We start from the raw sequence: 25,158 nt of genomic DNA on the forward strand, positions 1-25,158 counted from the left end.
GAGGAGCGGATCTCGGCAGAGATCCGCTCCTCGCGCCCGCGGACGGGTCCCGCGGGTCAGGTCCGGGCGGGGGTGGCGTGGGTGGCGTGAGTGGCGGGGGTGGCGGGGGTGGCGGAGAGGGTGATGACGCGGTCGAAGTGGGCGTCGAGGTGCTCGTCGCCGTGGTGGACGACGAGGAGGCCACGGCCGGTGGTGCGTTCCTTGAGGGTGCGGAGCACCAGTTCCCGGCCGTTCTCGTCGAGGTTGGCGAAGGGCTCGTCGACGAGGTAGAGGTCGGCGTCCTCGCACAGGAGGGCGGCCACCCCGACCCTCTGGCGCTGGCCGGAGGACAGCTCCGAGGGGAGCTGGTCGGCCAGGGCGTTGAGGCCCATCGAGGTGCGCAGCCGCTCGTCGGCGACCAGTGCGCGCACCGGCAGCGGGGGCAGGTTCACCGGGGCGGTCAGGCTCGCCACCCGGGGCGGCAGTGCGACCAGGCCGGCGTCCGGGGCGAGCGTGCCCGAGAGGATGTGGAGCAGCGTGGTCTTGCCGCAGCCGTTGGGGCCCCGGAGCAGGAGGTGTTCGCCGGCGCGCAGGTCGAAGTCGTCGATCGCCAGGGTGACGTCGTCGCCGTAGCGGACCCGGGCGCCGTGGACCAGGGCGGCCGGGTCCTCGTCGTGGTACGGGGTCGTGCGGGAGCCGCGCAGGGTCTGGATCCGCTTGAGCACCGCGGTGCTCCGGCGGGCCTGCGGGATCATGTTGATGAGCTCGAAGATCCCGGTGACGGCCCGCCAGAGCGAGTTCACGAAGGCGAGGAAGCTGCCGAAGGACATCCGGCCGGCGAAGACGAAGTAGGCCCCGATCACCATCGAAGCGGTGTCCGACAGGTTCATCACCAGGTCGCTCAGGGTGTTCTGCTTCTGGGCCAGCCGGTAGTTGACGAAGGTGATGCCGAGGTAGCCGTCCAGCGCCTGACGGTTCACCTCCCGGGTGCCGGGCAGCAGCTTCGGCAGGCCTCTCAGCGCGTGGAAGGCCTCCAGGGTGCGGCTCAGCCGGTTGATGTACCCGGCCTCCGCGTCGCGTTCGGGCTCGGTGTTGTCCTCGATCCGCTTGGCGATGGCGTTGCTCACGACCACCAACGGCGGCACGATGACGAGCAGGATGAGACTGGCCTGCCAGGACAGGTAGAGCAGCACCCCGACGAAGGCGATGGACGACACCGCCTGCTTGGCGATGCGGATGGCGATGGCGATGGCGGGCAGGACGCCCTCGTACACGTCGTTGTGCACCCGGCTGACGTAGGAGGCGTTTCCCGCCTCGGACAGCCGTCGGCTGTCCTGGCCGAGCGCGCGGTCCAGCAGCTCCAGTTCGAGTTCGAGCACGAGCGCGTTCTCGAAGCGCTTGCGCCAGCAGCCGATCCAGTAGCCCCCGAGGTTGAGAACGAGGCCGAGCACCAGGTAGCCGGCGCCGAGCAGGAGGAACCGGCGGAAGTTCCCGGCCAGGATCGCCTGGTCGAACAGCGCCTTGAGCAGCAGCGGGTGCAGGACGGCCTCGGCCCCGCCGGTGACCATGACGGCGGCCGCGATCCCCCCGAAGCGGGCCCGGTGTCCGTGCAGGAGGCGCCAGAGTTCCTTCACCGCGACACCTCGTCCAGCAGGAAGTCGGCCGTGCCGCCGTGGTTCACGCGGTGCAGGACCCGCAGCACGCCGGCCGATCCGGTCAGGTAGTCGGTGGAGCAGCGCAGCAGCCCCTCGCCGGGTACGCCCAGGGGCGCCACGCCGTCGCGCCGCGGGATCCCGAAGCGCTCGTCGGGCTCGAACAGGAACACCTTCCGGACGAAGTCGAGCTGTCGCAGGGCGGTGTCCCGGTAGGAGGTGTCGCCGGTGATCGCGGCGGCGTCCAGCATGGCGTCGGCGATCCCGGACATGCCGAACCCGTAGCCGGGCAGCACCGACTGGGCGACGTCCACCGCGCGCAGGACGGTCCGCGCGTCGTCCAGCTCGCCGTAGCGCAGCAGTACTTGGGCGACGCCCGCCGAACCCACCTCGACGTACGGCTCCATGGTGCCGCCGAAGTTGAACATGACCAGGCCGTCGTCGTCGCCGAGGGGTTCGGCGTGGTCCATCTCCCAGGCCAGCGCGCCGCGTCCGAGCCGCAGGCAGCGTTCGTCGCCGGTGACCTGGAACATCCGCAGCAGGAACAGGGCGGTGCCCGCCTGGCCGAAGCCCAGGCCGGTCAGCGGCCCGTCGGCGGAGAACTCGTTCAGCCAGTAGACGTGCCGGCCGTCCTGCTTCGCGGAGTCGCACAGCGCCCGCGCGCACTCCCTGGCCGCGGCGAGGTCGCGTTCGGCGTGGCTGCGCAGGTAGAAGTGCAGGTTCGTCATGCCGAGGCCGGCGAGGCCGTAGTAGAAGGTGTGGTCGCCGATCTCCGGGGCGCGCCGGTTGGCGTGTGCCAACAGCTCCCGGGCGTGGTTGCGGAGTCCGAGCGAGTCGGCGGCCCAGGCGATGCCGGCCAGGCCGTTCATGAGGCCGTCCGGGTACTGGGCCACGTCGATGTCGGCCAGCCCGTCCTGCAGCCAGTGGCGCCAGGCGGGCCGGACCGGGATGCCGGAGGCGTTCAGCGCCCACAGGACGCCGCTCGCCCCGAAGCCGAGGCTCAGCGGGTTGGTGACGTGCGCGAACGGGTCCACCGGGAAGAGGGTGGCGCGGTCGGTGTCGGCGGCGGCCTCGACGAAGGCCGCGACGCCGGCCCCGACCTCGGCCAGCCCGAGCGTCGACTCGACGACCGGCCGTGGCGGTGCGGGCCGGACCTCACCGACCAGCGCGCTCTCCTCGTGCTCCAGGAGTTCGAGGACCTCGGCGAGCGTGACCCGCGCGTGCGACAGGTCCACCAGCAGCTCGTGGATCCGCGCCGGCCAGCCCAGGCCGTCGGTGAAGACCCGGTAGAGGCCGAGCACCTCCGGGCGCAGGAAGGACATCGCGGCGATCGGGAAGATGAAGTAGGCCATGGTGTTGGCCAGGGCGTGGAGGTCGTCCTCCGGTACGGGTGCGCCGGAGTGGCTCCGGGAGTGGCTGAACCCGGGCGTGTAGAGCTCGACCGGCTTCTCCAGGTGCCCGTCCGCCCCTTCGGGCCCGGCCAGCCTGCACGACTCCAGGTCGATGACGGTGACCTCGAAGGTGTCGGGGTCGACGAGCAGGTTCGAGGCGGACAGGTCGCCGAGGATCACGTTGCGCTCGTGCGCGGCCAGGACGGCGCGCGCGAGTCCGCGGAAGACGGCGAGGAAGATCCGCAGGAACTCCCGCGACCCCTCGGCGGTGATCACCGGCCGGGCGAGCGGGTTGCGTTCGAGCAGGACCGAGCGGATGTCGGTGCCCTCGACGTACTCCTCGGCGATGAAGTGGTGCTCCCAGTGGCTGAAGGTGACGATCGGGGCCGGGAAGCAGCCGGCGTCGGCCAGCCGGTTCAGGAAGGTCCACTCCCGGGCGAGGATGTCCACGGCGTCGTGGTCCTGGCGCGGGTTGGGGTTGGTGTGCGGGCGGGCCTCCTTGAGGATCACCTTCCGGTCGCCGCGCGCGGTGTCCTCGGCGGTGTAGACCCCGCCGGAGTTGGAGAACTGGATGGCTCCGGTCACCCGGAAGCGGCCGCCGAGCAGGTCCTCGTCGTCGCCGTCCTCCTCGGGCTTCCAGTCGGTGAACGGCCAGGGCTGCCAGGACGGCTGGGCGAACCCGGGGCGCCGGTCGTCGGCGACCTCGCCGTCCGGTCCGGCGATCCGCGGCAGCCGCCGGCCCAGGATGTCGAGGGTGTGGGTGGCGAGGAACTGGCCGTACCGGAAGTAGAGCGACTTGGAGTCCCGGTAGCGCAGGTCGGAGAGCACGTACGCGCCCTCGGAGCCGTCCAGCAGGCGGGCGAGATCGGCCAGGCAGGACCGGAACTCGTCGTCGTCGCGCGGGTAGACCGTGACGAGCTTGCCGCCACTGCCCCGGGTCATGCCCTTGGAGTTGAGCATCTCGAAGATGTTGAGATCGAGGGCGATCTTGAAGTCGATCTGCTTCCCGGTCAGGTAGGCGACCACGGAGGCGGCGACCTCTCGCACGTTGTGCCGGCTCGCCGACACGTGGATCTTCCAGCCCTGGGCCGGCAGGTCCGGGTTGTGCCGGTGGCTCCACCAGATCCCGCTGCGGACGAAGCGCGCCCGGTGCCGCTCGTCCAGCGTCGCGAGGAAGTGGTCGGGCCTCGGCTCGTAGTAGACATCGAGTGGGTCGAAGAACAGTGTGTCGTTCCACGCGTAAAGGAATCGGTGGACCCATCGTTCGTCGCGCATGTCCGCCTCTGTGTGGTCGTTCGGGGGTGCCGCCGGGAGGACGGCGGGTGAGCCGGGAACGGCCCGTGCGGGGTGCCCGGTCCCCGCACGGGCCGCCGTCGGGTCAGTCCTTGACCGGCGGCTTGGTCGGCTCCTTGCAGCAGTCGCTGGAGCTGCTGCTCAGGCTGAGCACGGCGGTCCTGGCCGGGGTCATGACCGGCTGCAGGTTCTGGAGCTTGAGAACGCTCACGGGGATCAACTCCTCAGTGGTCCGTGGGAAGTGCGGGAACGACGGGCGGCGGGCGGAGATGCACCCGGACCTCCGCTTGGTCCGCCCGTCGGGTCAGTCCTTGACGGGCGGCTTGGTCGGCTCCTTGCAGCAGTCGCTGGCGCTGCTGGTCAGGCTGCACACGCCGGCCGCGGTCGGCGTCAGCCGCGGCTTGAGGTTCTGGAGCTTGAGTACGCTCATCCGGATCACCTCCCCCGATGATCGGGAGCGCGCACGAGGGCGCTCATGAGGTGGACGGGAGCTACCGGGGCCCGTGCGGGGAACGGCTGAACCCCGCACGGGCCCCGCCGCGTCAGTCCTTGACGGGCGGCTTGGTCGGCTCCTTGCAGCAGTCGCTGCCGCTGCTGCTCAGGCTGAGCACGGCGGTCTTGGCCGGGGTCATGACCGGCTGCAGGTTCTGGAGCTTGAGCACGCTCATCCGGATCAACTCCTCTGGGGTCGAGAGCGCGAGGACGCGCTCGTTGAGCTGGGACGGGTTACCGGCCGATCGGCATGGCCCAGTCAACAGCAGCCGCAGATCCGGTACATGCGGGATCGAGCCCCATGTTTTCCCGTGCACTCCCCCATGTTTTCGGCGCGCCCTCCCCCCGCGGACGGGCCGGCGGGGCGGGCCCGTCCGGAGGGGGGCGGATCAGGCCTCGCCGAGCTCCGCGGCCAGCCGGTGGAGCGCCGCGCGGTCCGGCAGACCGGTCTTGCGGAGCAGGCTCGCGAGGTGCTTCTCCACCGTTCGGGGGGAGATGACGAGCCGGCGGGCGATCTCCTGGTTGCCGACCCGCTCGGCCATCTGCCCGAACACCTCGTACTCACGGATCGTCACGCCCTGGGCGCGCAGACCGGCCGGGATCCGGTCCCGGCCGGCACGGCGCTGCGCGACGCTGGCGCCGGTGCGGCGCAGCAGGCTCCGGCAGGCGCCCGCCACCGCGGGGACGTCCAGGTCGTGGAAGTAGTCCTCGGCGGCGCGCAGCCAGGCCACCGGATCGCCCCAGCCGTCCTCCAGCGCGGCCTCCGCGACCAGGCGCAGGGCGAGCCGGCCGCCCGTCGGGAAGATCTCCTCGTGGGCCCGCAGGGCCGTCACGGCCCGGACGGCCTCGTCCGCCCTGCCCTCGCGGCCCAGCAGGACGGCGTCGGCCGCCAGCAGGAACTGCCGGTTCCAGGCGAGGGCGGCCGCCGGCGCGGCCGACACGGCGGCGAACCCGGCCCGGTCGGTCCGGCCCGCGAGGACGTCGAGCAGCGGACGCAGGCCGTACCGTCCGGCCAGGTAGAAGACGTTCGGGTGGTCGCGTTCCCAGTCCGCGGCGGCGGCCAACTCGGCCTCGGCCTGCGTCCGGTCCTCCTCCAGGAGGGCGCAGACCGCCCGGCACAGGCCGAGCATCACCGGTACCAGGAAGGACCGGCCGCCGCCCGCCTGGTCGAAGGCCTGGAGGGTGGTCTCCATCTCGCGGCGGCGGCCCTGGTGGGCGGCCTGGGTGGCCGCGGTCAGCAGCAGGTAGCGGTGGGTGGCGAGGTTGCGCATCCGCGCGGTGACGTCGAGGCAGCGGTCGATGATCTCCCGGGCGCGTTCCGGATCGCCGGTGAGCACCGCGTACATGGCCAGCAGCCCCTCGGTGCGCTGGGCGCGCGTGATGGAACCGAGCTCCTGCGCCGCCGTCAGCGCCTCCTCCAGCGTCCGGGCGTCGCCGTTGCGCATGAAGGAGTTGGCGCCGAGGCGGATCAGGGCCTCGAACCGCCAGTTGGGCAGGGCGTGGGCCTCGGAGACCTCGAGCATCCGGGCCAGGTATCCGTCGGCCTCGTCGAAGCCGCGCTCGCGCGCCAGCATGGCGAGCAACTGCCAGGCCTGGCAGGCCAGTACCGGCTGCTCGGCCCGCTGGGCGTACTCGGCCGCCGTCAGCGCCCCCCACTCGGCGTCCGCCAGGTGCTCCTCCTGTCCCGGGAGCAGGGCCAGGTGGCCCCGGACCACCGCGAGGGCGGCGGTGTGGGCGGGCGCGCCGCGGTCACCGAGGAGGGCCTGCGCCGCCGCCAGCTGTTCGGCGCCCTCGCCGCTGCGCTCGCCCATCAGCGCCGCCCAGGCCAGGCGGGTGTGCAGGACGATCCTGCGGTCGGTGTCCAGTGCGGCGGCGCCGGCGGTCGGGAGGGCACCCAGCAGCTCCAGGGCGCGGTCCAGCCGGCCGGCTTCGGCGAGGGCGTTCACCAGGGCCTCGGTGATGTCGGCGCGGTCGGCGGGGGCGGCGAGCTGGTGCCCGCGTTCCAGCAGCCGGACGGCCACGCCCGAGGTGCCACCGGCCAGGGCCTGGCGTCCGGCCTCGGCGTACAGCCGGGCGGCGGCTCCGTCGTCCCCGGCGGTCTCCAGCAGGCGGGCGGCGAGGTGACATCGGTCGTCGACGGGGTCGGGTGCGGGCTGTGGCGTCTGCTGGAGCGTGGTGGCGGCCCGTCTCGCGACGGCGGCGCGTTCCACGGCGGGGACGCCGGCCAGCAGCGCCTCGCCGATCAGGGCGTGGCGGAACGCGTAGCCGTCCGGCACGGTGCGGTCGGGGACGACGAGTTCCGCCTCCACCAGTGCTCTCAACTCGGCGAACATCCGGCGGTCGTCGTGCCCGGTGATCAACTGGACGGTGCCGGCCGAGAACCGGGGGCCGAGCAGCGCCGCCAGCACGACGAGTTCCCGCGCCGGCGGGTCCAGCCGCCCGGCCCGGCCCGCGTAGGTGCGCACCACGCTGGCCGGGACGGTCGCGGCGAGGTCTCCCGCCACCCGCCAGCCCGCCCCGTCCCGGCGCAGCGAGCCGTTGCCGGCCATCTCGGCCAGCAGCTCCTCCACCAGGTACGGGTTCCCGCCGCCGACCTCCGCCAGCCGGTCGGCCACTTCGGCCGGCACCCCGTCGGCCGGAACGCCGAGGCAGCCGGCGGCGAGGTCCCGTACGTCCGGCTCACCGAGCGGCCCGAGCGCGAACACGGACGCCGCCCGGCGCCGCTCGGCGGCCTGGAGCAGGTCGAACGCGGCCCCGGCCTCCGGCCGCAGCGTGGACAGCAGCAGCACCGGCAGGCCCGCGACGTTGTCCACCAGGTACTCCACCACGGCCAGCGTCTCGGAGTCCGCGTCGTGCAGGTCCTCCAGCACCAGCACGCAGCCCGCGTCCCGGCCGAGCACGGCGAGCAGGCGCAGAAGCGCCTCGGCGAGCTCGATCACGCAGTCCGGCTGGCCGAGGGCGTCGGCCGTCCGCCACTCGGGGACCACCCGGGCCAGTGCCGGCCGGTACGGCACCAGCTCCGGGTCCTGCGGCGGGCCGGTCCGGCGCAGGCCGGAGCCCAGCGCCTCCATCAGCGGACGGAAGGGCGTACCGGCCCCGCTCGGGCTGCCCCGGCCGCGCAGCACCGGCAGGCCCAGGTCGGCGGCCTGCCGGGCGCACTCCTCGGCCAGCCGGGACTTGCCGATCCCGGCCTCCCCCGAGACGAACACCGCGTGTCCGGAGTTTTCCTGAAGGGTCCTCAGTATCCGTTCGAGCAGCGCGCTTTCGTTCTTCCGCCCGACGAGGGCCGGTGACCTGGTAAGCATGGCCGCAGGCTAATCGAGCTGATCATGATCCGGAAGGGCGTCGGACGGGCGCCGCCGGGGTGGCGGGGTGAGGTGCCCTCGGGACGCCGCCCTGGCGTCCCGAGGGAGTCCCGAGGAGCTCTCGGGGTACGGTCACACGTCCTCGCCGGCGTACCGGCAGGTCCAGGTCATGGTCTCCCACGGGTCGTGCGACAACGCCAGGGCTTCGCCACCCGACAGGGCGTTCGCCCGCCGGGCGAGGGCTCCGGTGGTCCACAGCCTGATCTCGCCGACCGGGTGTGCGTCGGTGCCCTCCTCCAGCTGCTGCGGCGACTCCGGCACGGGGATCACGTCGAGGGTCTGCATGGGTTGTCTGATCCTTTCTCGAGCGTCAGGGCCTTGGCGCCGCTGACGCACACTCAGGGGGTCGGCGCCAGCAACAGGGCCGACGGCGTCCGGTCGGCGAAGCCGAGCCGCAGCAGTCCGTGGCCGATGCCCGCCAGACCGGTCAGCAGCCCGGGCGCGACCAGGCCGGCCGGGGTTCCGCAGCGCGGGCCGTGCCGGTCGAGCGCGGCCAGCAGGCGGCGCGTCCGGTGGTTCCGGGCCTCCAACGCGACGGGGTCGGTGCGGTGGGCGAGCGCTTCGAGGACGCCCAGCTCGCCGTGGCAGAGGCTGTGATCGGTCGGCGTCCGGGAGCCGGCCCCGGCGAGGCGGGCCGTGACCTCCGCCGGCTCCAGGTCGTCCGCCGGCCGCGGGCCGTCCGCCGCCATCGGCCGACCGGCGATCGCCAGCGCGAGGCCGGCCGGGCCGCGGCACCAGGAGTCGCGGGCGGGAGGCCCGTCGATGGGCAGCCCTTCGGCGGCCGGCTTCTGTGCGGCCGGCTTCTCGGTGACCGGCTTCTCGGTGGGCAGCGCTTCTGTGGGCAGCCCTTCGGCGGCTGCTCGGAGCGCCGTCAGCCCCGCGCTCTCGTGGCCGGCGTCGCCGGTGGCCGCCGCGAAGCGGAGCAGCGCCCAGCCGATCCCGGCCGCACCGGTGGCGAAGCCGGGCCCCGGTGGCAGCCGGCGGGCGGCGAGGCGGTCCGCGCAGGACCGCGCCCCGCGCAGGGCCTCCTCCGAGCCGGTGACCCGGTGGACGGCGAGCAGCGCCGCGAGGCCACCGGCCAGGCCGTCGGCGATGCCCGGGGCCGTCCCGGTCTCGGCGGCGCGCACGGTCAGGGCGGTCGCCGGGCCGGTCAGCGCGGCGAGCTGCGGGTCGTCCAGCGCGGCCGCCGTCATGGTGACCGCGTAGGCGATGCCGCCCAGGCCGGCGAAGCCGCCGGGGCCGACGGCCGCGAGGTCCTCCGGCCGGGCCGCGAGCCGCTCCAACACGGCGGGCAGCGGCCGGAGGGCGCGAGCGGCCGTGTCCGCGTAGCGGTCGTCACCGGTGAGCGCGGCGAGCTGGGCGAGGAACAGGGCCACCCCGGGGTAGCCACCGCCCAGATCCGCGCCGCACGGCCTCAGTTGCCAGTAGCGGTCGGCGATGAGGTCGAGGCCCAGCCAGTTGGTGCGTGCCGGGCCCTGGTGGGCCAGTGCGACGAGCCGGTCGCCGATGCGGCGGGCCGCACCGAGCAGGCGTTCGGGGTGCACGGCCTCCGGGCCCGGTCCGCCCGGGTCCGACGGCATCGGGACCGCCGGCGTCGGGATCGCCGGTATGCGGGCGGCCGGTCCGTCGAGCGCCGGCGCACGGGCGGCCGGTTCCTGGCCGGCCAGTTCGTGGGCGGCCGGCTCACGGGCGGCCGGTTCCTGGGTGGCCGGTTCCTGGGTGGCCAGTTCGTGGGTGGCCAGTTCGTGGGCGGCCGCGGTCGACCGTGCGGCCATCGCCGCCCGGATGATCCACTGCTGCGCCGCGAGGTCCGCCTCCCCCATGCCCCGGATCCGCTCGGCCGCCCGGTCGAGGCCGGACCGCTCCAGCGCGCCGGCGATGCGCTCCCCGCCGCCGCTCCACAGGTCCAAGGAGCCCGGCGTCGTGGTGAACAACGGTACGTCGCCGTCACGGAGTTGAGCGATCTCGAACTCCAGGGCACCCGGGTGACCGGGACCGGCGGACTCGTCGGTGCCGAGCAGCCCGAACAGCGCCTCGCGCTCCGCCGCGTCCCGCAGGACGTCGGGGTGGGTCGCCTCGGTCAGCAGCGTCGCGTAGATCTGTGTGGGGCGCACCACGACGCGGACCTCGGCGTCCGCGAAGCGACTCAACAGCCCCTGTGGGCCGAGCAGTTCGCGTCGGCCGGCGGCGACGGCCCGGTAGCCGTCGGCGAAGCCGGCGAGCAACGCCTCGGTGTGCGCGGCGGGTTCGGCCCGGTCCCCGGCCAGGCCGGGACGGTTGGCCGCACCGGCGAGCGTCTGCGGCCGGCGCACCAGCCGCATCCGGTCGGTACCCGGGTCCGCCCACGCCACCCCGTCCATCGGCAGCGGCGCGCCCGGGTCACCCCCCAGCCCGGAGACGTCCATCGCCTCCCGGTCCCCGAGGAGCAGATGCGGGAGCAACCCGATCCGGTGCACGGACGACCGCAGCGCGAGCGCCGCCGGGTCGTCGGCCCGGGCCGCGGGCGGCGGGTGGAACAGGGTCTCGACGTCGATCAGCACCGGTTCGTCACCCCGGGCGACGAGGTTCTCGTAGTGCAGGTCCGTGCCCTCCAGGGCGTACAGCAACGCCAGCAGCGCGCCCTGGCGGCGGTAGAAGCGGTCGAGCTGCGACCGCGTCTCGCACGGCCGGTGGGCGACGTACTCGGCCCAGCCGTAAACACCCCGGTCCAGCAGGGCCAGGGCCGCCGGCCCGGGCGTTCCGGGCCGCGCGTTGAACCAGTCGAGCACGTCGTTGAAGTACCGGTGCGCCTGCAACGGCCGCGGCTTGTAGACCACCCGGCGGCCGTCGGCGAACCGCAGGACCGCCACCGCACGCCCCCGCCGGTGCCCGTCACCGACTCCGGTGTCCACGCGGAGCAGGTCTCCGGGGTCCACCCCGCCCAGCAGCGTCGCCACGATCTCCGCCCGGTCGGCCGCGAACCGGCCGAGGAGCTCGTCCAGCGCGGCCACCGCATGCAGACAGCCCTGCCCGACCACCCGCCCGAGCACCGGGTACGTGGTGAACAGCGCAGCGAGAGAAGCCTGTTGCTTCATCGATTCGACGAAGCCGTCGAACCGTTCGGACGGTGTGCCCCCTTCGAGCCCACCTCGCGCCCTCGCCGCGTGGAGTTCCAGCACGAGCACACGGGCGCAGCACCGCGCCAGCGCACGGGCCAGCCGACGCACGAACGCGGCCCGAACCGCGGCGCCCTCGCCGTGCCGGTCGGGCAGCCGTTCCGCGGCCCGCTCCGCGAACGGGGCAAGAATCGCCACGAACCCGTCATCCCCGGGGACTTCACCGGCGGCCGGGCGAGAATCCCCCGACGGCGGCCCGGCCACCACCTCGTCGACGAAGGCCGCCCAGTCCGGCCTGACCGCCCCGGCCCGCTCGACCCCGGGCAGCGCCTGTAACCACCAGTTCGCCACACCCGGCGCAGCCGCCGACCGCTTCCACGTGTCGATCACAGCGCCCAAGCGTGCCATCCACCAACCATCCATACAAGGCCCTCGATTCGGACACAACTCCGAGGAGGCTCCGCGGTGGCGTGCGCCACGGGGAAGTGACCCGCTCCTCCGCGATGCGGATGCGGCAGGGCCTCGGAACCGACGGGCAGCGCCCTCACAGCCGCGGCGGAGCCCGGTGCGGGCGGTGTAACGGCACCGAATCGATCTCCGCGGTCCACCGCAACACGCGCTTCCTAGGTTGGGCGTCCGTGCAGGCGCCGCCGCACGTTCGACAGGTGGGTCTGGGCCCGCATGATGGAGGGGGACGTGTGGTCGGGACTGCCGGCGGTCGGGCGAGGACGGTCTGTTCGTACTGCGGCGTGGGCTGCGGGGTCGTTCTCGACCTGACGACCGGCTCGGACGGCCGCCGAACCGTGGCGAAGGTGTCCGGTGACAAGGCCCACCCGGCGAACGGGGGGCGGTTGTGCACCAAGGGCGCGACGCACGCGGACATGCTGGCCGCGCCGGGCCGCCTCGGGACGGCCCTCGTCCGCAGTACCCGGGAGGAACCCGCCGTCCCCGTCGACGTGGACGTCGCCGTGGCGGCGGCGGCAGGTCGGCTGCGGGCGATCCTGGACGAGCACGGACCCGACGCGCTCTCCTTCTACGTCTCCGGGCAGATGTCACTGGAAGCGCAGTACCTGGCGAACAAGCTCGCGAAGGGCTTCGTGCGGACGAACCAGATCGAGTCCAACTCGCGGCTGTGCATGGCTTCGGCAGGTTCGGGATACAAGCTGTCGCTGGGTTCGGACGGCCCGCCCGGCTCGTACGAGGACTTCGAGCGGGCCGACGCCTTCTTCGTGATCGGCGCGAACATGGCCGACTGCCATCCGATCCTGTTCCTGCGGATGATGGACCGGGTCAAGTCGTCCGGTGCCCGGCTGATCGTCGTCGACCCGCGCCGCAACGCCACCGCCGACAAGGCCGATTTCTTTCTCCAGATCAGGCCCGGAACCGACCTCGCCCTGCTGAACGGTCTGCTGCACCTGCTGGTCGAGAACGGCCACACCGACCCCGGGTTCATCGCCGAGTTCACCGACGGCTGGGAGGAGATGCCGGCCTTCCTCGCCGACTACACCCCGGCGAAGGTCGCCGGGATCACGGGCCTCCCGGAGGCCGACATCCGGCAGGCCGCGCAGTGGATCGGCGAGGCGGGCGAGTGGATGAGCTGCTGGACGATGGGGCTCAACCAGTCCACCCACGGCACCTGGAACACCAACGCCCTGGTCAACCTGCACCTCGCGACGGGTGCGATCTGCCGCCCCGGCTCCGGCCCGCTCTCCCTGACCGGGCAGCCCAACGCCATGGGCGGCCGCGAGATGGGCTACATGGGCCCCGGCCTGCCCGGCCAGCGCTCCGTCCTGGCCGACGACGACCGGGCCTTCATCGAGAGCCTGTGGGGCATCGAGCAGGGCTCGCTGCGCACCGAGGTCGGCCGTGGCACGGTCGAGATGTTCGAGCGGATGGCCGCCGGCGACATCAAGGCGTGCTGGATCATCTGCACCAACCCGGTCGCCTCCGTCGCCAACCGCAGGACGGTCATCCAGGGCCTGGAGACGGCCGAACTCGTGATCACGCAGGACGTGTTCGCGGAGACGGAGACCAACGCGTACGCCGACGTGGTGCTGCCGGGCACGCTCTGGGCCGAGTCCGACGGCGTCATGACCAACTCGGAGCGGAACCTCACCCTCGTCCCCGGAGTCGTCACCCCGCCCGGCGAGGCCACCCCGGACTGGCTGCTCATCTCCCGTGTCGCCTGCGCGATGGGCTTCGCCGAGGCGTTCACGTACGACAGCGCGGAGGAGGTCTTCGAGGAGCTCAAACGGGCCTGGAACCCGAAGACCGGATGGGACCTGCGCGGCGTGAGCTACGAGCGGCTGCGTGACGCCCCGGTGCAGTGGCCGGCCGCACCCGGCGCCGGGGCCCGCAATCCGGTCCGCTACCTCAACGACGGCGTGAGCCAGACCCTGCTGGAACGACCCGACGGTACCCGCCCCCGGCTCGTCTTCCCCACCCCGGACGGTCGTGCCCGGTTCTTCGCCCGCCCGCACCTCCCTGCCGCCGAACTCCCGGACGACGACTATCCGTTCGTCCTCAACACCGGCCGGCTCCAGCACCAGTGGCACACCCTCACCAAGACCGGCAAGGTCGCCAAGCTCAACAGGCTCAACCCCGGCCCCTTCATCGAGATCCACCCGGAGGACGCCCGGCGCCTCGGCATCACCGACGAGGACCACGTGGAGGTCGCCTCCCGCCGCGGCCGCGCCGTCCTGCCCGCCGTCGTCACCGACCGGGTGCGCCCCGGCAACAGCTTCGCCCCGTTCCACTGGAACGACCTGTTCGGCGAGTACCTCTCCATCAACGCCGTCACCAACGATGCCGTCGACCCCGTCTCCTACCAGCCGGAACTCAAGGTCTGCGCCGTGAACCTCGCCAAGACCTCGGCACCGGTGCAGGCCCGTCCGAGCACCGTGCCCGCCGCCGACACGGCCACGCCCGTGACCGCGGCCGCCCCCGGGTCCGACGCGGGGCCGGGAACCGTCACGGCGCTCGCCCACGGGCAGGCCGGTCCGGCCCCGGCCGCCCTGCCCGCCCTGGCCACGCTGTTCGGCCTCACCGACCTCGCTCCGCCGGCACTGGCCGACCACGAGCGCCGCTATCTCTCCGGCTACCTCGCCGGCGTCGCCCTGGCCCCGCACACCGCCGTACCCGTACTCCCGTCGACCGCCCCCTTCCCCCCGGACACCGCCCTGTGGGTGAACGGCGTCCTCGCCGGCGCCTTCTCCCGCACCGGCGACCACGGCGGAGACCGAGACGGCGCGCGGACACCCGTCGCCGAACCCGCGACGGCGCCGGGTCCCCCCGCCGAGGCGCCGGCTCCGAGCCGCCGCATGCTCGTCCTCTGGGCCTCGCAGACCGGCAACGCCGAGGAGTACGCCGCCGCCCTGAACGCGCGCCTCGCCGAAGCCGGCCACGCCCCCACCCTGCTCGCCATGGCCGACGCCGACCCGGCGCAGCTCACGGCCGGCACCGACGTCCTCCTGGTCACCAGTACGTTCGGCGACGGTGACGCCCCCGACAACGGCGCGGACTTCTGGCGGGGGCTCAGCTCTCCCGATGCCCCGCTGCTGCGCGACGTCCGCTACTCCGTCCTCGCGTTCGGCGACTCCTCCTACGACGACTTCTGCGGCCACGGCCGCCGCCTCGACGAACGCCTCGCCGCACTCGGTGCCACCCGCCTGCACCCCCGCGCCGAGTGCGAACCCGACGACGGGGAGAGCGCCGACACCTGGTTCAAGGCCGTCCTCACCAACCTCGACAGCCCGGCACCGGGCCAGGGCTCCATGAACACTCCGGTGACAGTGCCGGCGGCAGCACCGATGGCAGCACCGGCGGCCGGCCCGGTCGGCGACGCCACCCGTCCCACCAGGAACGACCCCCACCGCGCGCCGCTCTGCGGCAACCAGCTCCTCAGCCTGGCAGGCGCGGGCAAGGAGGTCCGCCGGTTCACCTTCGACGTCGGCGACTCCCTCGCCTACGAGGCCGGCGACGCCCTCGGCGTCCGCCCCGCCAACTGCCCCGATCTCGTGAACGAGTGGCTGGCCGTCACCGGCCTCGACCCGGCCACCGAGGTCGTACTCACCGGCACCGCCACCGCCGGCTTCGCCGAGGCGCTCACCCATCACCTCGACATCACCCGCATCACCCCCGACCTCCTGCGCCTCGCGGTCGAACACACCGGCGACCGGGATCTCAAGCGGTTGCTCCGCCCCGACAACAAGGACGGGCTCGCGAGGTGGAGCTGGGGCCGTCAGGCGGTCGACCTCCTCACCGAGTACCCCGTCCGGCTCGGCGCCCAGGAGTGGACGGACCTCCTCAAGCGCCTCCAACCGCGCCTGTACTCCATCTCCTCCAGCCCGCTCGCCACCCCCGGCAGGGTCAGCCTCACGGTCTCCGTGGTGCGCTACGAGGGCCCCCGCGGCCACCGGCGGAAGGGAGTCGCCTCGACCTTCCTCGCCGATGCCGAACCCGGCACCGAAGTCCCGCTGTTCGTCCAGCGCTCACCGCACTTCCGCCCCCCGGCCGACCCCACGACCCCGGCCGTCATGGTCGGACCGGGTACCGGCGTGGCACCCTTCCTGGGCTTCCTCGACCACCGGCGCGCCCTCGGCCACCGCGCCGGCAACTGGCTCCTCTTCGGCGAACAGCGCCGCGCCACCGACTTCTACTACGAGCAGGAACTGGAGGAACTGCACCGCCACGGCACCCTCTCCCGCCTCGACCTCGCCTTCTCCCGCGACCAGCGCGCCAAGGTCTACGTGCAGGACAGGATGCGCGAGAACGGCGCCCTGCTGTGGTCCTGGCTGCAGGACGGAGCCCACTTCTACGTCTGCGGCGACGCCAGCCGGATGGCCAAGGACGTCGACCGCGCCCTGCGCGACATCGCCGTCACCCACGGCGGACTCGACGAGGACCACGCCGCCGCCTACGTCAAGCAGCTCGCGGCCGAGAAGCGCTACGTCCGCGACGTGTACTGACAGTGGGGTTCGCACGGAGGCCGTGAACCCCCGCACCCTGACGCGCGCCGGGAGCCACCATCACCCGGTCGGGTGAAACCGGGCGCGTGGCCCGGCTGAGCCGGGGTTGGGCCGCCCGGGTGGGCGATGATGCTGAACGGTTCGCCCAGGAACGGCTCTCGGTACGGCGTCCGCCGCCGTCCGGGCGAAGTCCCCTGTGAGAGAGGAGCACGATGACGGTTCCCGCTGTGACGAAAGAGGTCGAGGAGTTCGTCGACCTCTGTGTGCCGCTGACCGGCTTCCCCGCGTTCGACCTGTACGCCACCGGCATGGCCGAGCGCTACCTGGAGACCGCCCGGCAGCAGGTCGGGGCGGCCGCCTTCGCGGAGTTCTGGACCGCGTGGACGGTGGCCGCCTCGGAGCGCGGCGGTCCGAAGGACCTGTCGCCCGTCCACCTGGAGGTGGCCCGGGCACTGACGTACATGTGGCTCACCGGCGCCTGGCCCCGGCTCGCGCCGGCCGCGCACGCGGCGCTGCGCCGCCAGATGGCCAACGAGGAGTTCGTGGTCGCGCCGGAGGCGTACGTCGAGGGCCTGGTGTGGCGGACCTTCCACGGGCACCCGGCCGGGGCGAAGCCGCCGGGCTTCGGCACCTGGGCGGTCCGGCCGCCGGCCCAGCCCACCGCCGACGGGCTGCGCCAGGACCTCGGCCTCGGTGAGGAGTTGGTCTGCCGCACCGGCCTGGAGTCCGAGGTCGCGCTGGACGCCGTGCCCGATCACCTGCTGCCCGGCTACCGCGCCTGGCGCCAGATCCCGCCGTCCGCCGTCCCGACCTCGGCCGGGCCCGCCGCCCGTGAGGAGCACGCATGACCGAGAGCGTCACCACCATCAGCGCGGACGAGGCCGTCCGCCGGCGCTACGACGTCGTCATCGTCGGCGGCGGCTGGTCCGGCAGCCTGATCGCCAGGGAACTCGGCGACCTGGGCTGGAACGTCCTGATCCTGGAGGCCGGCAACAGCGGCACCGAAACCTGGCCCGGCTACCTCGGCTCGCTCACCACCTACCACTCCGCCGTCGCCAAGGTGCCCAACTCCGCCTACCGGCGCAACACCGCCGCCCCCTACCCGGACGTCCTCGACCTCGCCCCCGTGCGCGACCCGAAGCCGGGGCAGCCGGAGTTCACCGCCAACGGCTACTTCGTCCAGAACGGCCGACTGCCCTACGGCACCGACTACCTGCGGGAGTTGGGCGGCGCGGCCATGCACTGGCTCGGCGCGGTGCCGCGCATGCACCCCGAGGACTTCGCCACCGAGGGGTTCGGCTACGGCCGCAGCTGGCCGCTCGGCGCGGAGGAACTGCAACCCTGGTACGCCCGGGCCGAGTTGGAGATCGGCGTGGCCGGGAACGCGGACGACCAGCGCGCGATCGGAGTCGTCACCAGCGACGACTACGTCTACCCGATGCATCAGATCCCGGCCAGCTACATCGACGAGTACTGCAGCGGCCTCAACGGCACGAACATCCTCGACGAGGTCACCGCCGAGACGTACGAGCTCCAGGTCAGGAGCCTGCCGCAGGCCCGCAACTCCACTCCGAACCCGGACTACTCCCCGGTCCCCTACCGGCCGGAGAGCGCGGTGGGCCTGCCGAACTACGGCGAGCGCTGCGTGGGCAACGCGAGCTGCGTGCCGATCTGCCCGGTGCAGGCCAAGTCCCACCCGCTGCGCCAGCAGGCCCGGTTCTCGAAGACGGTCTCGCTCGCCACCCGCTGCGTCGCGACCCGCGTCCGGCTGGCGGGCGCGACCCGGGGCGGCCGGGTGAGCGGGGTGGAGTTCCGCACCTACACCGACCCGGCCTCGCCCGTCGGCCGCTCGTACGTCGTCCAGGCGGACATGGTCGTGCTGGCCGCGCACGCCATCGAGAACGCGCGGCTGCTGCTGTTCTCCGGCCTCGCCAACGGCAGCGACCAGGTCGGCCGCAACCTGATGGACCACCCGACCATCCTCAACTGGGCGCTCGCCGACGAGAGGCGCGGACCGGTCGGCCCGTTCCGCGGGCCCGGGCACACCTCCGGCTGGGAGGCCTTCCGCTTCGGCGACGGGCGTGCCCAGCGTGCCCCGTTCCGGATCGAGATCGGCAACTGGGGCTGGGGCTGGGCCACCGGCGCGCCGATGAGCAACGTCGCCACCTCCCTCGGCATCGGCGGTGACGAGAACGGCGAGGTGCGACCGGACGGCGTGTTCGGACCGGAGCTGCGCCGCCTGCTCGGCTCCACCGTCGGTCGGCAGCTCCAACTGCAGATCGCCGTCGAGCAGTCGGCGAACCCGAACAACCGGGTCACCATCGACCGCCGCTACCGCGACGCGATGGGCAACCTCCGCCCGGTCATCACCTACGACCTCGACCGGCACACCCGGGACGGGCTGTTCGCCGCCCGGAAGGTCGCGCAGCGGATCTTCCACAGCCTCGGCGCCACCGACTACACCGACCACGCGCCGCGCGACGGCGTGCCCCCGCTCGGCCACTTCGAGCACACCCTGGACGGCGAGACCCTGCACCTGGCCTACAGCGGTGCCGGGCACGGCGCCGGCACGCACATCATGGGCAATTCGGCGGCCACCTCCGTGGTCGACGAGTACCAGCGCACCTGGGAACACCCCAACCTGTACGCCGTCGGCTGCGGCAGCATGCCCTCCATCGGCACCAGCAACCCCACCATCACCATGCTGGCCCTGGCCCTGCGCAGCGCGGAGCAGATCCACCAGGACCTGCTCCTCGACCGCCGGCCGGCCGATCTCCGCGGCGCGGAGGCACGGCGACCGGCCGGCGGGGCCGACGAGTCGGAGGTACTGACGTGATCACCGCCCTCGAACTGGACCGAGCGGGCTTCGGCATCCCGAGGACCATGCCCGACCTGCGCAAGTACCTCCAGGCCGCGCTGGAGGTGGAGCACCTGACCGTCCCCGTCTACATGACCGGGATGTACACCATCCGCCCCGGCACCAACCGCACCGCGTACTACGCGATCCGCGCCGTCCTGCTGGAGGAGATGCTCCACATGACGCTGGTCGCCAACCTGCTCAACGCGGTCGGCGGCACCCCCAGGGTCGACACCGGCTTCGTCGCGAAGTACCCGGCCCGCCTGCCCTTCAGCGGCGAGACCGTACCGAGCATCGGGCTGCAGCACTTCTCCCCCGAGGCGCTCAGCACCTTCCTGCGGATCGAACAGCCCAAGGAGATGACGCCCGCCGCCGTACAGGGCTCGGGCTGGACCTCCATCGGGCAGTTCTACGACACCATCCGGGAGGGCCTGGAGTACCTCATCAGGACCCTCGGCCACGACCGGGTCTTCACCCGCGAGAAGCCCGGCCACCAGGTCGGCCCGGAGGACTTCTACAACTCCGGCGGCGAGGTCTTCCCGGTCGACGGCCGCAACTCGGCGCTCGAAGCGCTGGAGACCATCACCGAGCAGGGCGAAGGCGTCCACGACACCATCTGGAACAGCAACAACCGCTTCGGCGAACAGCCCGAACTGGCCCACTACTTCCGCTTCAACGAGATCTACACCGGGCGCAGCTACGGCCCCGACGACCGCCCCAAGGACCAGCCCAGCGGCCCGCTGATCGACGTGACCTGGGACGACGCCTACCCGATCCACGGCGACTCCAAGGTCGCCGACTACAAGCGGTTCGAGGCCACCAGCGCGGTGTACGAACAGGCGGTGGCGTTCAACTCCCGCTACGCCGTGCTGCTGTGCTACCTGGACTCCGCCTTCAACGGACGGCCCCGGGACATGGCGCTCGCCATCCCCACCATGCTGGAGCTGCGCGACCGCGCCGGACAGCTCTACCGCAACCCCCATCCGGACCCGGAGCAGGCCGCCCTGGGCCGGTTCGCCAGCGCCACCTTCGAACTCCAGGCGCCCGACTTCCAGGCCGCCGAGAAGGAGGTCGGACGCAACATCCAGGCGGCGTCGCTCGAAGCGGGCGCACCGATCGACCTGTCCGCCCTGGCCTCCGACTCCGCCGAGGCCTTCGCCTGACCGTCCGGTGCCTCCGGCCGCAGGCGTCCTGGCCCCGGGACAGGCACCCGCACCGCATCCACACCCGAACCGACCCACGCGCCCCGCACCCGGAATCCTCCGGGCGGCCGCGAAGGCCTCCGTCCGACCGGCCGTCAAGCCGGTCGGACGGAGGCCTTCTCCCGTTTCTCCCGTTTCCCGGGCCTCCGGTCTGGCGTCTCCGGCCTCCCGTTTCTCCGGCCGCCCGGGTCTCCGGTCTGGCGGCGGGGAGTCAGCGGGGGTCGACGATCTCCGGTGCGAAGACGGTCCCCAGCGGCTCCGGGCCGACGTACTGCTGGCAGTTGCACTGCCGGGGCTCGAACTGCAGCGGCTTGCGCTCGGCGTCCCAGGCCGTCGGCACCTCGACCGCCTCGTGGCACTTGCCGTGCTTGTCGTGCTTGGCCAGGTGGTGGGTGCATCCGCAGACGGGCTCCGGGGGGCGGCTCGCCGCGTCGAGTGCGAGCTGCCGCCGTTCAGCGGCCTGCAACAGCTCCATCCTCCGTTCGTGGCGCATCTTCAGGGCGCCCCGGACGTTGTCGCCGACCCAGCCCCCACCCACCATCACCGCGGGTATCAGCGCCCATATCCAGCCACCCATGCCATCACTCCCCTTGATCAACCGGCCCCACAGCTTACGACCTACCCGGGCGGTCCCGCCCCACCCGAGCGGAGTCCGGGGAAGGCGTCCGTACGAACAGCCGCGCGTCCGTACGTGTGAACGGCCCTGACCGGGGCACACGCGATGACCGGACATCCCGTAGCTCACGAGAGGTCGATTCCGATGCTTCTTCTTGTCCTCGTCCTGTTGCTGGCCCTCGTCCTGGGCGGCGCCGGTTTCGCCGTGCACGCCCTGTGGTGGATCGCGCTGGCCGTCCTGGTGTTCTGGGTCCTCGGGTTCGTGTTCTCCTCGGGTGGCGGGGGCGGCCGGCGATGGTACCGCTGGTGACCGCCGTCCCGGATCGCCCTTCGGCGGCCGGGTCGCCCTCATCAGACGGGTCGCCCTGATCGGCAGCGGCGGCGCCACGCCCCGCCGTGCGCCACGCGCTGTTCGCCGGCTGCCGTGTGCCATGCCCTGTCCGCCGGCCACCCGCGTGGTGGCCGGCGGCCTCATGTGCGGAATGCACGGACCCGACCGCCCCGCGTCCGCCCGGCGCCCCGCCCGCCTCGCTGATCAGCCCCCGCCTCGGATCAGCGCCCGCCACCGCTGGTCAGCGCGGCGGGGGCAGCCTCGGCGGGGCCGGCGGGGACGGCGGGGACGGGAGTTCGGGCGGTAGCGGCAGATCCGCCCAGACCGCCTTGCCGCGGCCGTCCGGGTAGCTGCCCCAGCGCATCGCGAGGCGGTCCACGATGACCAGGCCGTGGCCGCCGATCCGCCCTGGCCGGCCCGTGCCGAGGCGGGGCGGCTCGGGGCTGCGGTCGGTGACCCGGACGCGCAGGCGGTCGCCGTACCGGGTGAGGTCGAGACCGCGGGGGCCGCCGCCGTGGCGGACGGCGTTGCCGATGAGCTCCGCGGTCACCAGGACGATGTCGTCCGCCGCCGGCGGTGAGTCGGCGAGCTGCCAGCTGCGGAGGGCCTCGCGGACGAAGGCGAGGCCGCCCCCGACCGGGCAGGGGCCCTCGGAGTCCAGTGCCAGGCGGCGGTGGCGGTGGAAGGCCGCTGGGGCGGTGAAGGGGCACATGGCGGAACCGGCCTGTCGGGAGGGTCTCTCACCCGGGCGTCTGCCCCGGAACCGCCGGGCCATGTGTCCGCCCCTCGCCGGGTACCGGTACGTCGCGGTGACCGGCGGCGGTCCCGGGTCCGGGGCCTTCGGCCGGCTCTCGACGATGCCCTCCAGGCGCTCCCGGAGCTCGACGCCTACCGCCCGGGAGCCGGCTCGACGGCCGGGGGCAGGCGCACGGCGAGCAGGCAGCTGTCGTCCGCGGGGTTGGGACCGCCGAGGCCGGCGGCGATGTGGTCGAGGCAGTCCGCGAGAGCGGTCGCGCCGCACTCCTCGGCGGCCCGTAGGAGTGGTTCCGGGCGGCCCGAGCCGCCCTCGCGGCGGTTGAGCAGGCCGTCGGTCCACAGCAGCACGGTGTCGCCGTGCCGGAGCGCCACCTCGCTGTCGCGGTAGGCGGTGGCGCGGTCGGCCCCGAGCACGGTGCCTGCCGGGCCCTGCGCGAGGGTTGCGGTGCCGGCGCGCAGCACCGCCGGCGGCGGGTGCCCGGCGGCGCTCCAGACGAGTGCGCGGGCGGCCGGGTCGAGCAGACCGCACAGGACGCTCGCGATGTGGCGGCTGCCCTGGTGGCAGAGCATGGTGTTGAGCCGCCCGAGGACCGCCGCCGGGCCGGCACCGGTGTAGCACAGGGCGCGCAGGGCGTGCCGGAGTTCGGCCATGCCCACGGCGGCCGCCACGCCGTGGCCGCTGACGTCGCCGACGGCGAGCAGGACCGTGCCGTCGGGCAGCGACAGCAGGTCGTACCAGTCACCGCCCACCCGGGGCTGCTCCCCGGCGGGCAGGTACCGGGCCGCGTGGTCGAGGCCGGAGGCCGCCGGGTCGGGCCCGGTGGGCGTCGGCATCAGCGCGCTCTGCAGGGCCCGCGTCATCCGGTGTTCGGCTCCCGCGCGGCGCCGCTGCTCCGCGAGCCGGGCCCTGGCCACCGTCAGGGCCTGCTCGGTGCGGTGCCAGGAGGTGACGTCCTGGAGGACGCCGCGGACGGTACGCGCGGGGCCGCCGGCCGGGGCGGTCAGCGCCTCGGCGGTGACCCGGACGGTGCGCGGCCCGGCGCCGGTCGTGCCGACGGCGACCTCCAGGGTGGCGTTCCGCTGCCCCGCGAGCAGGCGGCGGGCGAGCAGCCGGACGGCGGGGCGGTCCGCGGGGGCGACGCACGCCAGAGCGTCCGCGGGCGTGGTGGGGCCGGCCCGGCCGGGGTCAAGGCCGAGCATCCGCAGCGCCTCCTCGGAGAGTTCGAGGCCGGGCGACCCGGCGGACCACCAGAAACCGCCGAGGCCGGCCAGCCGGTGTGCCTCACCGAGCCGCGCCGCCCGCTCGGCCGTGCCGCCCCGGTGCCGCCAGGTGAGCAGGACCCCGTCGAGGAAGGGCACCGCCCGCAGGCTCAGCGTTGCGGCGCTCCCGGTGTCCGGCCGGGTGAAGTCCGCGGTGCAGCCCTCGTAGGGGACACCGTCGGCGGCAGCGCCCAGGATCCGTTCGAACACGCCGGAGGCCACCAGCCCGGGGTGGAGCTCGCTGAGCCGCCGGCCCTCCGCCGGACCCGGGCCGGCAGCGGCGTTGGCGTAACCGACCCGCAGGTCGGTGATCGGCCCGCCGTCGACGCCCCGATGGACGGCCGAGAGCACCAGCACCGGCGCGTACATGGCGTCGAGGACCGCCCGGAACCAGTACTCGCCGCCCGGGACCTCCAAGCCCGGCCCCCCGTCGCCGGCGGCGCCCACCCGCAGGAGGTGCCCGGCCGCCAGGTTCGCGAGCGCGTCGACGTAACGGCTGGCCGCGCGGGCCCGGTCGGCCCTCCCCTCCCACCCGAGGCTCATCGCCCCGACGATCCGGTCGCCGCGGCGCAGCGGCACGGCACAGGCGATCCGGCCCGGCACGATCCGGCCGGTGTCGGGCGGGCGCTCCCCCGGCCGGTCGGGGTCGAACTCCCAGACCATGCCGCCGCCGTGCGCTGCCGCGACCAGCGGCACCCCGGTCTCCGGCGGGATCCGGCGCCACTGGCTGATCCGGCGCGGCTCCACTCCGTGGCTCCCGACGAGTGCCAGGGCGCCGTCCGGTTCCAGCAGGCCGAGCACCACGGCGAGGACGCCCAGCGGCGCGAGTGCGACCTCGTGCAACAGCCGGGCCAGCTCCTCGGGGGTCTCCGCGCCGAGGAGCGCCGAGGCGGCCAGGTGGTACCGGGCGGCCAGACCCGGGACCGGCGTCAGGCGGGCCGCGGCGGGCGGGGCCGGCACGGGCGGGCGCGGGTCGTGCGGTCGCCGTGGGACGGCGTCCGGCGCCGTGACGTGGCCGGGGGCCGGGATGTCCTCGTCGGCCGCGGTGTCCTCCAGCGGGGCCGCGATGCCCACCAGGCCGGCGGCGATGTCCGCCAGCTTGCGGTTGGTGTCCTGGGAGAGCTGGACGAGATGGCCGAAGGCCTCGTCCGGCGTGCAGCCGAGCCGTTCGGTGAGCATGCCCTTCGCCTGCTCGATCACCCCGCGGCTGCGCATCGCGCGGCGCAGCCCGTCGGCCTCGGCGCGCAGCCGGTCCACGGCCTCCCGCAGCACGGCCGTCTCCCCGGTGCGGGCGGACGTGCCGGAGCTGTCACCTGCGGGTTCAGACACAGGCCGCCGCCGTGTCTTGATAGAGCGGCAGCAGCGCCGCCACCCCGGTGAGGTCGATCAGGTCCCGGACCCTCGGGACGGCGCCGGCCAACCGCAGGGCGCCGTTCCCGTCCCTGGCCCGCCGGGCCGCGCCGAGCAGGACGTTGAGGCCGGTCGAGTCGACGAAGCCCACGGCGGCGAGGTCGACGACCAGACGGACCGCCCCACCGTCCACCAGCAGCTGGAACAGCCGCCGGACGTCCCTTGCCGCGAAGTCGTCGAGGTCCCCGCTGAGCGGGACCACCGTCCAGCCGTTGACCTCGGGGAAGTCCTTCATCTCGGTCACCCTCGACACCGTGGCCCCATGGTTCGGGGCCTCCTCAAGGCTAGGTCCTGGACGGAGCCGGGTGCGAGCCGCCGCGGGGGACGGGCGGCCCGGTCGCGTGATGTGGCACCACGGCGCGGCACCGCCGGCCGCGTCACTGCGGCCGGCAGGGCGGCGAACGCCATCGACCGTTGGAGCAGCTCGATGGTCCGCCCGTGTGCCCAGACGTCGGCCAGGGCGCCCCGCAGGACGGCCCACCAGGTTCGACGG

17 protein-coding genes are annotated in these 25,158 nt (G+C 73.8%); 5 read left to right on the plus strand and 12 right to left on the minus strand.

What is annotated here, in order from left to right:
• Positions 1 to 56: 56 nt before the first annotated feature.
• From J5Y04_RS06120 to J5Y04_RS43155, 8 genes are all read right to left on the minus strand, one after another.
• The gene (locus J5Y04_RS06120; RefSeq protein WP_209410798.1) at positions 57 to 1,613 is read right to left on the minus strand and encodes an ABC transporter ATP-binding protein/permease; all 1,557 of its coding nucleotides are present in this window, start codon (positions 1,611 to 1,613) and stop codon (positions 57 to 59) included.
• Complete coding sequence (lanKC, locus tag J5Y04_RS06125) at positions 1,610 to 4,297, minus strand: class III lanthionine synthetase LanKC (protein ID WP_209410799.1); 2,688 nt, start codon at positions 4,295 to 4,297, stop codon at positions 1,610 to 1,612. The genes J5Y04_RS06120 and lanKC overlap by 4 nt, the downstream gene beginning before the upstream one ends.
• 103 nt (positions 4,298 to 4,400) lie before the next feature.
• Complete coding sequence (locus J5Y04_RS06130) at positions 4,401 to 4,526, minus strand: class III lanthipeptide (protein WP_209410800.1); 126 nt, start codon at positions 4,524 to 4,526, stop codon at positions 4,401 to 4,403.
• Positions 4,527 to 4,619: 93 nt separating this feature from the next.
• Positions 4,620 to 4,745, minus strand: a complete 126-nt coding sequence (locus J5Y04_RS06135; protein ID WP_209410801.1) for a class III lanthipeptide — start codon at positions 4,743 to 4,745, stop codon at positions 4,620 to 4,622.
• A 112-nt stretch (positions 4,746 to 4,857) separates the two neighbouring features.
• Positions 4,858 to 4,983 carry a class III lanthipeptide gene (locus J5Y04_RS06140; RefSeq protein WP_194235744.1) on the minus strand — a complete coding sequence of 42 codons (126 nt, stop codon included), beginning with the start codon at positions 4,981 to 4,983 and terminating at the stop codon, positions 4,858 to 4,860.
• Between the two features lie 213 nt (positions 4,984 to 5,196).
• Positions 5,197 to 8,112, minus strand: a complete 2,916-nt coding sequence (locus J5Y04_RS06145; protein ID WP_209410802.1) for an AAA family ATPase — start codon at positions 8,110 to 8,112, stop codon at positions 5,197 to 5,199.
• Positions 8,113 to 8,244: 132 nt separating this feature from the next.
• The gene (locus tag J5Y04_RS06150) at positions 8,245 to 8,457 is read right to left on the minus strand and encodes a hypothetical protein (RefSeq protein ID WP_209410803.1); all 213 of its coding nucleotides are present in this window, start codon (positions 8,455 to 8,457) and stop codon (positions 8,245 to 8,247) included.
• 53 nt (positions 8,458 to 8,510) lie between these two features.
• Complete coding sequence (locus tag J5Y04_RS43155) at positions 8,511 to 11,675, minus strand: type 2 lanthipeptide synthetase LanM family protein (protein WP_209410804.1); 3,165 nt, start codon at positions 11,673 to 11,675, stop codon at positions 8,511 to 8,513.
• 290 nt (positions 11,676 to 11,965) lie between these two features.
• Between J5Y04_RS43155 and J5Y04_RS06160 the strand changes: the two genes are divergently transcribed.
• The 4 genes from J5Y04_RS06160 to J5Y04_RS06175 all read left to right on the plus strand — a co-directional run bounded on the left by J5Y04_RS06160 (position 11,966) and on the right by J5Y04_RS06175 (position 20,254).
• Positions 11,966 to 16,234 carry a bifunctional nitrate reductase/sulfite reductase flavoprotein subunit alpha gene (locus J5Y04_RS06160; protein WP_307852953.1) on the plus strand — a complete coding sequence of 1,423 codons (4,269 nt, stop codon included), beginning with the start codon at positions 11,966 to 11,968 and terminating at the stop codon, positions 16,232 to 16,234.
• Positions 16,235 to 16,461: 227 nt separating this feature from the next.
• On the plus strand, positions 16,462 to 17,082 hold the full coding sequence (locus J5Y04_RS06165; protein ID WP_307852954.1) for a hypothetical protein: 621 nt from the start codon (positions 16,462 to 16,464) through the stop codon (positions 17,080 to 17,082).
• Positions 17,079 to 19,070 (plus strand): GMC family oxidoreductase, encoded by a 1,992-nt coding sequence (locus J5Y04_RS06170; protein ID WP_209410806.1) that lies wholly within the window; start codon positions 17,079 to 17,081, stop codon positions 19,068 to 19,070. The genes J5Y04_RS06165 and J5Y04_RS06170 overlap by 4 nt, the downstream gene beginning before the upstream one ends.
• Positions 19,067 to 20,254, plus strand: a complete 1,188-nt coding sequence (locus tag J5Y04_RS06175; protein ID WP_209410807.1) for a ferritin-like protein — start codon at positions 19,067 to 19,069, stop codon at positions 20,252 to 20,254. The genes J5Y04_RS06170 and J5Y04_RS06175 overlap by 4 nt, the downstream gene beginning before the upstream one ends.
• Before the next feature lie 250 nt (positions 20,255 to 20,504).
• On the opposite strand, the gene J5Y04_RS06180 is transcribed toward J5Y04_RS06175, so the two are convergent.
• A complete protein-coding gene (locus tag J5Y04_RS06180; RefSeq protein WP_148640627.1) occupies positions 20,505 to 20,870 on the minus strand; it encodes a hypothetical protein in 366 nt (121 codons plus the stop codon).
• Positions 20,871 to 21,053: 183 nt separating this feature from the next.
• Here J5Y04_RS06180 and J5Y04_RS06185 point away from each other — a divergent pair, with 183 nt between their 5' ends.
• Positions 21,054 to 21,218, plus strand: a complete 165-nt coding sequence (locus J5Y04_RS06185) for a hydrophobic protein (RefSeq protein ID WP_209410808.1) — start codon at positions 21,054 to 21,056, stop codon at positions 21,216 to 21,218.
• Positions 21,219 to 21,480: 262 nt separating this feature from the next.
• Here J5Y04_RS06185 and J5Y04_RS06190 read toward each other — a convergent pair whose 3' ends face one another.
• From J5Y04_RS06190 to J5Y04_RS06200, 3 genes are all read right to left on the minus strand, one after another.
• Entirely contained in the window at positions 21,481 to 21,951 is a 471-nt protein-coding gene (locus tag J5Y04_RS06190) for an ATP-binding protein (RefSeq protein WP_209410809.1), read from the minus strand.
• Between the two features lie 176 nt (positions 21,952 to 22,127).
• Positions 22,128 to 24,584: a SpoIIE family protein phosphatase gene (locus J5Y04_RS06195; RefSeq protein WP_209410810.1), complete on the minus strand. Its 2,457-nt coding sequence runs from the start codon at positions 24,582 to 24,584 to the stop codon at positions 22,128 to 22,130.
• A complete protein-coding gene (locus tag J5Y04_RS06200; RefSeq protein WP_245204418.1) occupies positions 24,577 to 24,900 on the minus strand; it encodes an STAS domain-containing protein in 324 nt (107 codons plus the stop codon). The genes J5Y04_RS06195 and J5Y04_RS06200 overlap by 8 nt, the downstream gene beginning before the upstream one ends.
• Between the last annotated feature and the right edge of the window lie 258 nt (positions 24,901 to 25,158).

Origin of the sequence: Kitasatospora sp. RG8 (genome assembly GCF_017813315.1) — a bacterium.
Lineage (GTDB): Bacteria > Actinomycetota > Actinomycetes > Streptomycetales > Streptomycetaceae > Kitasatospora.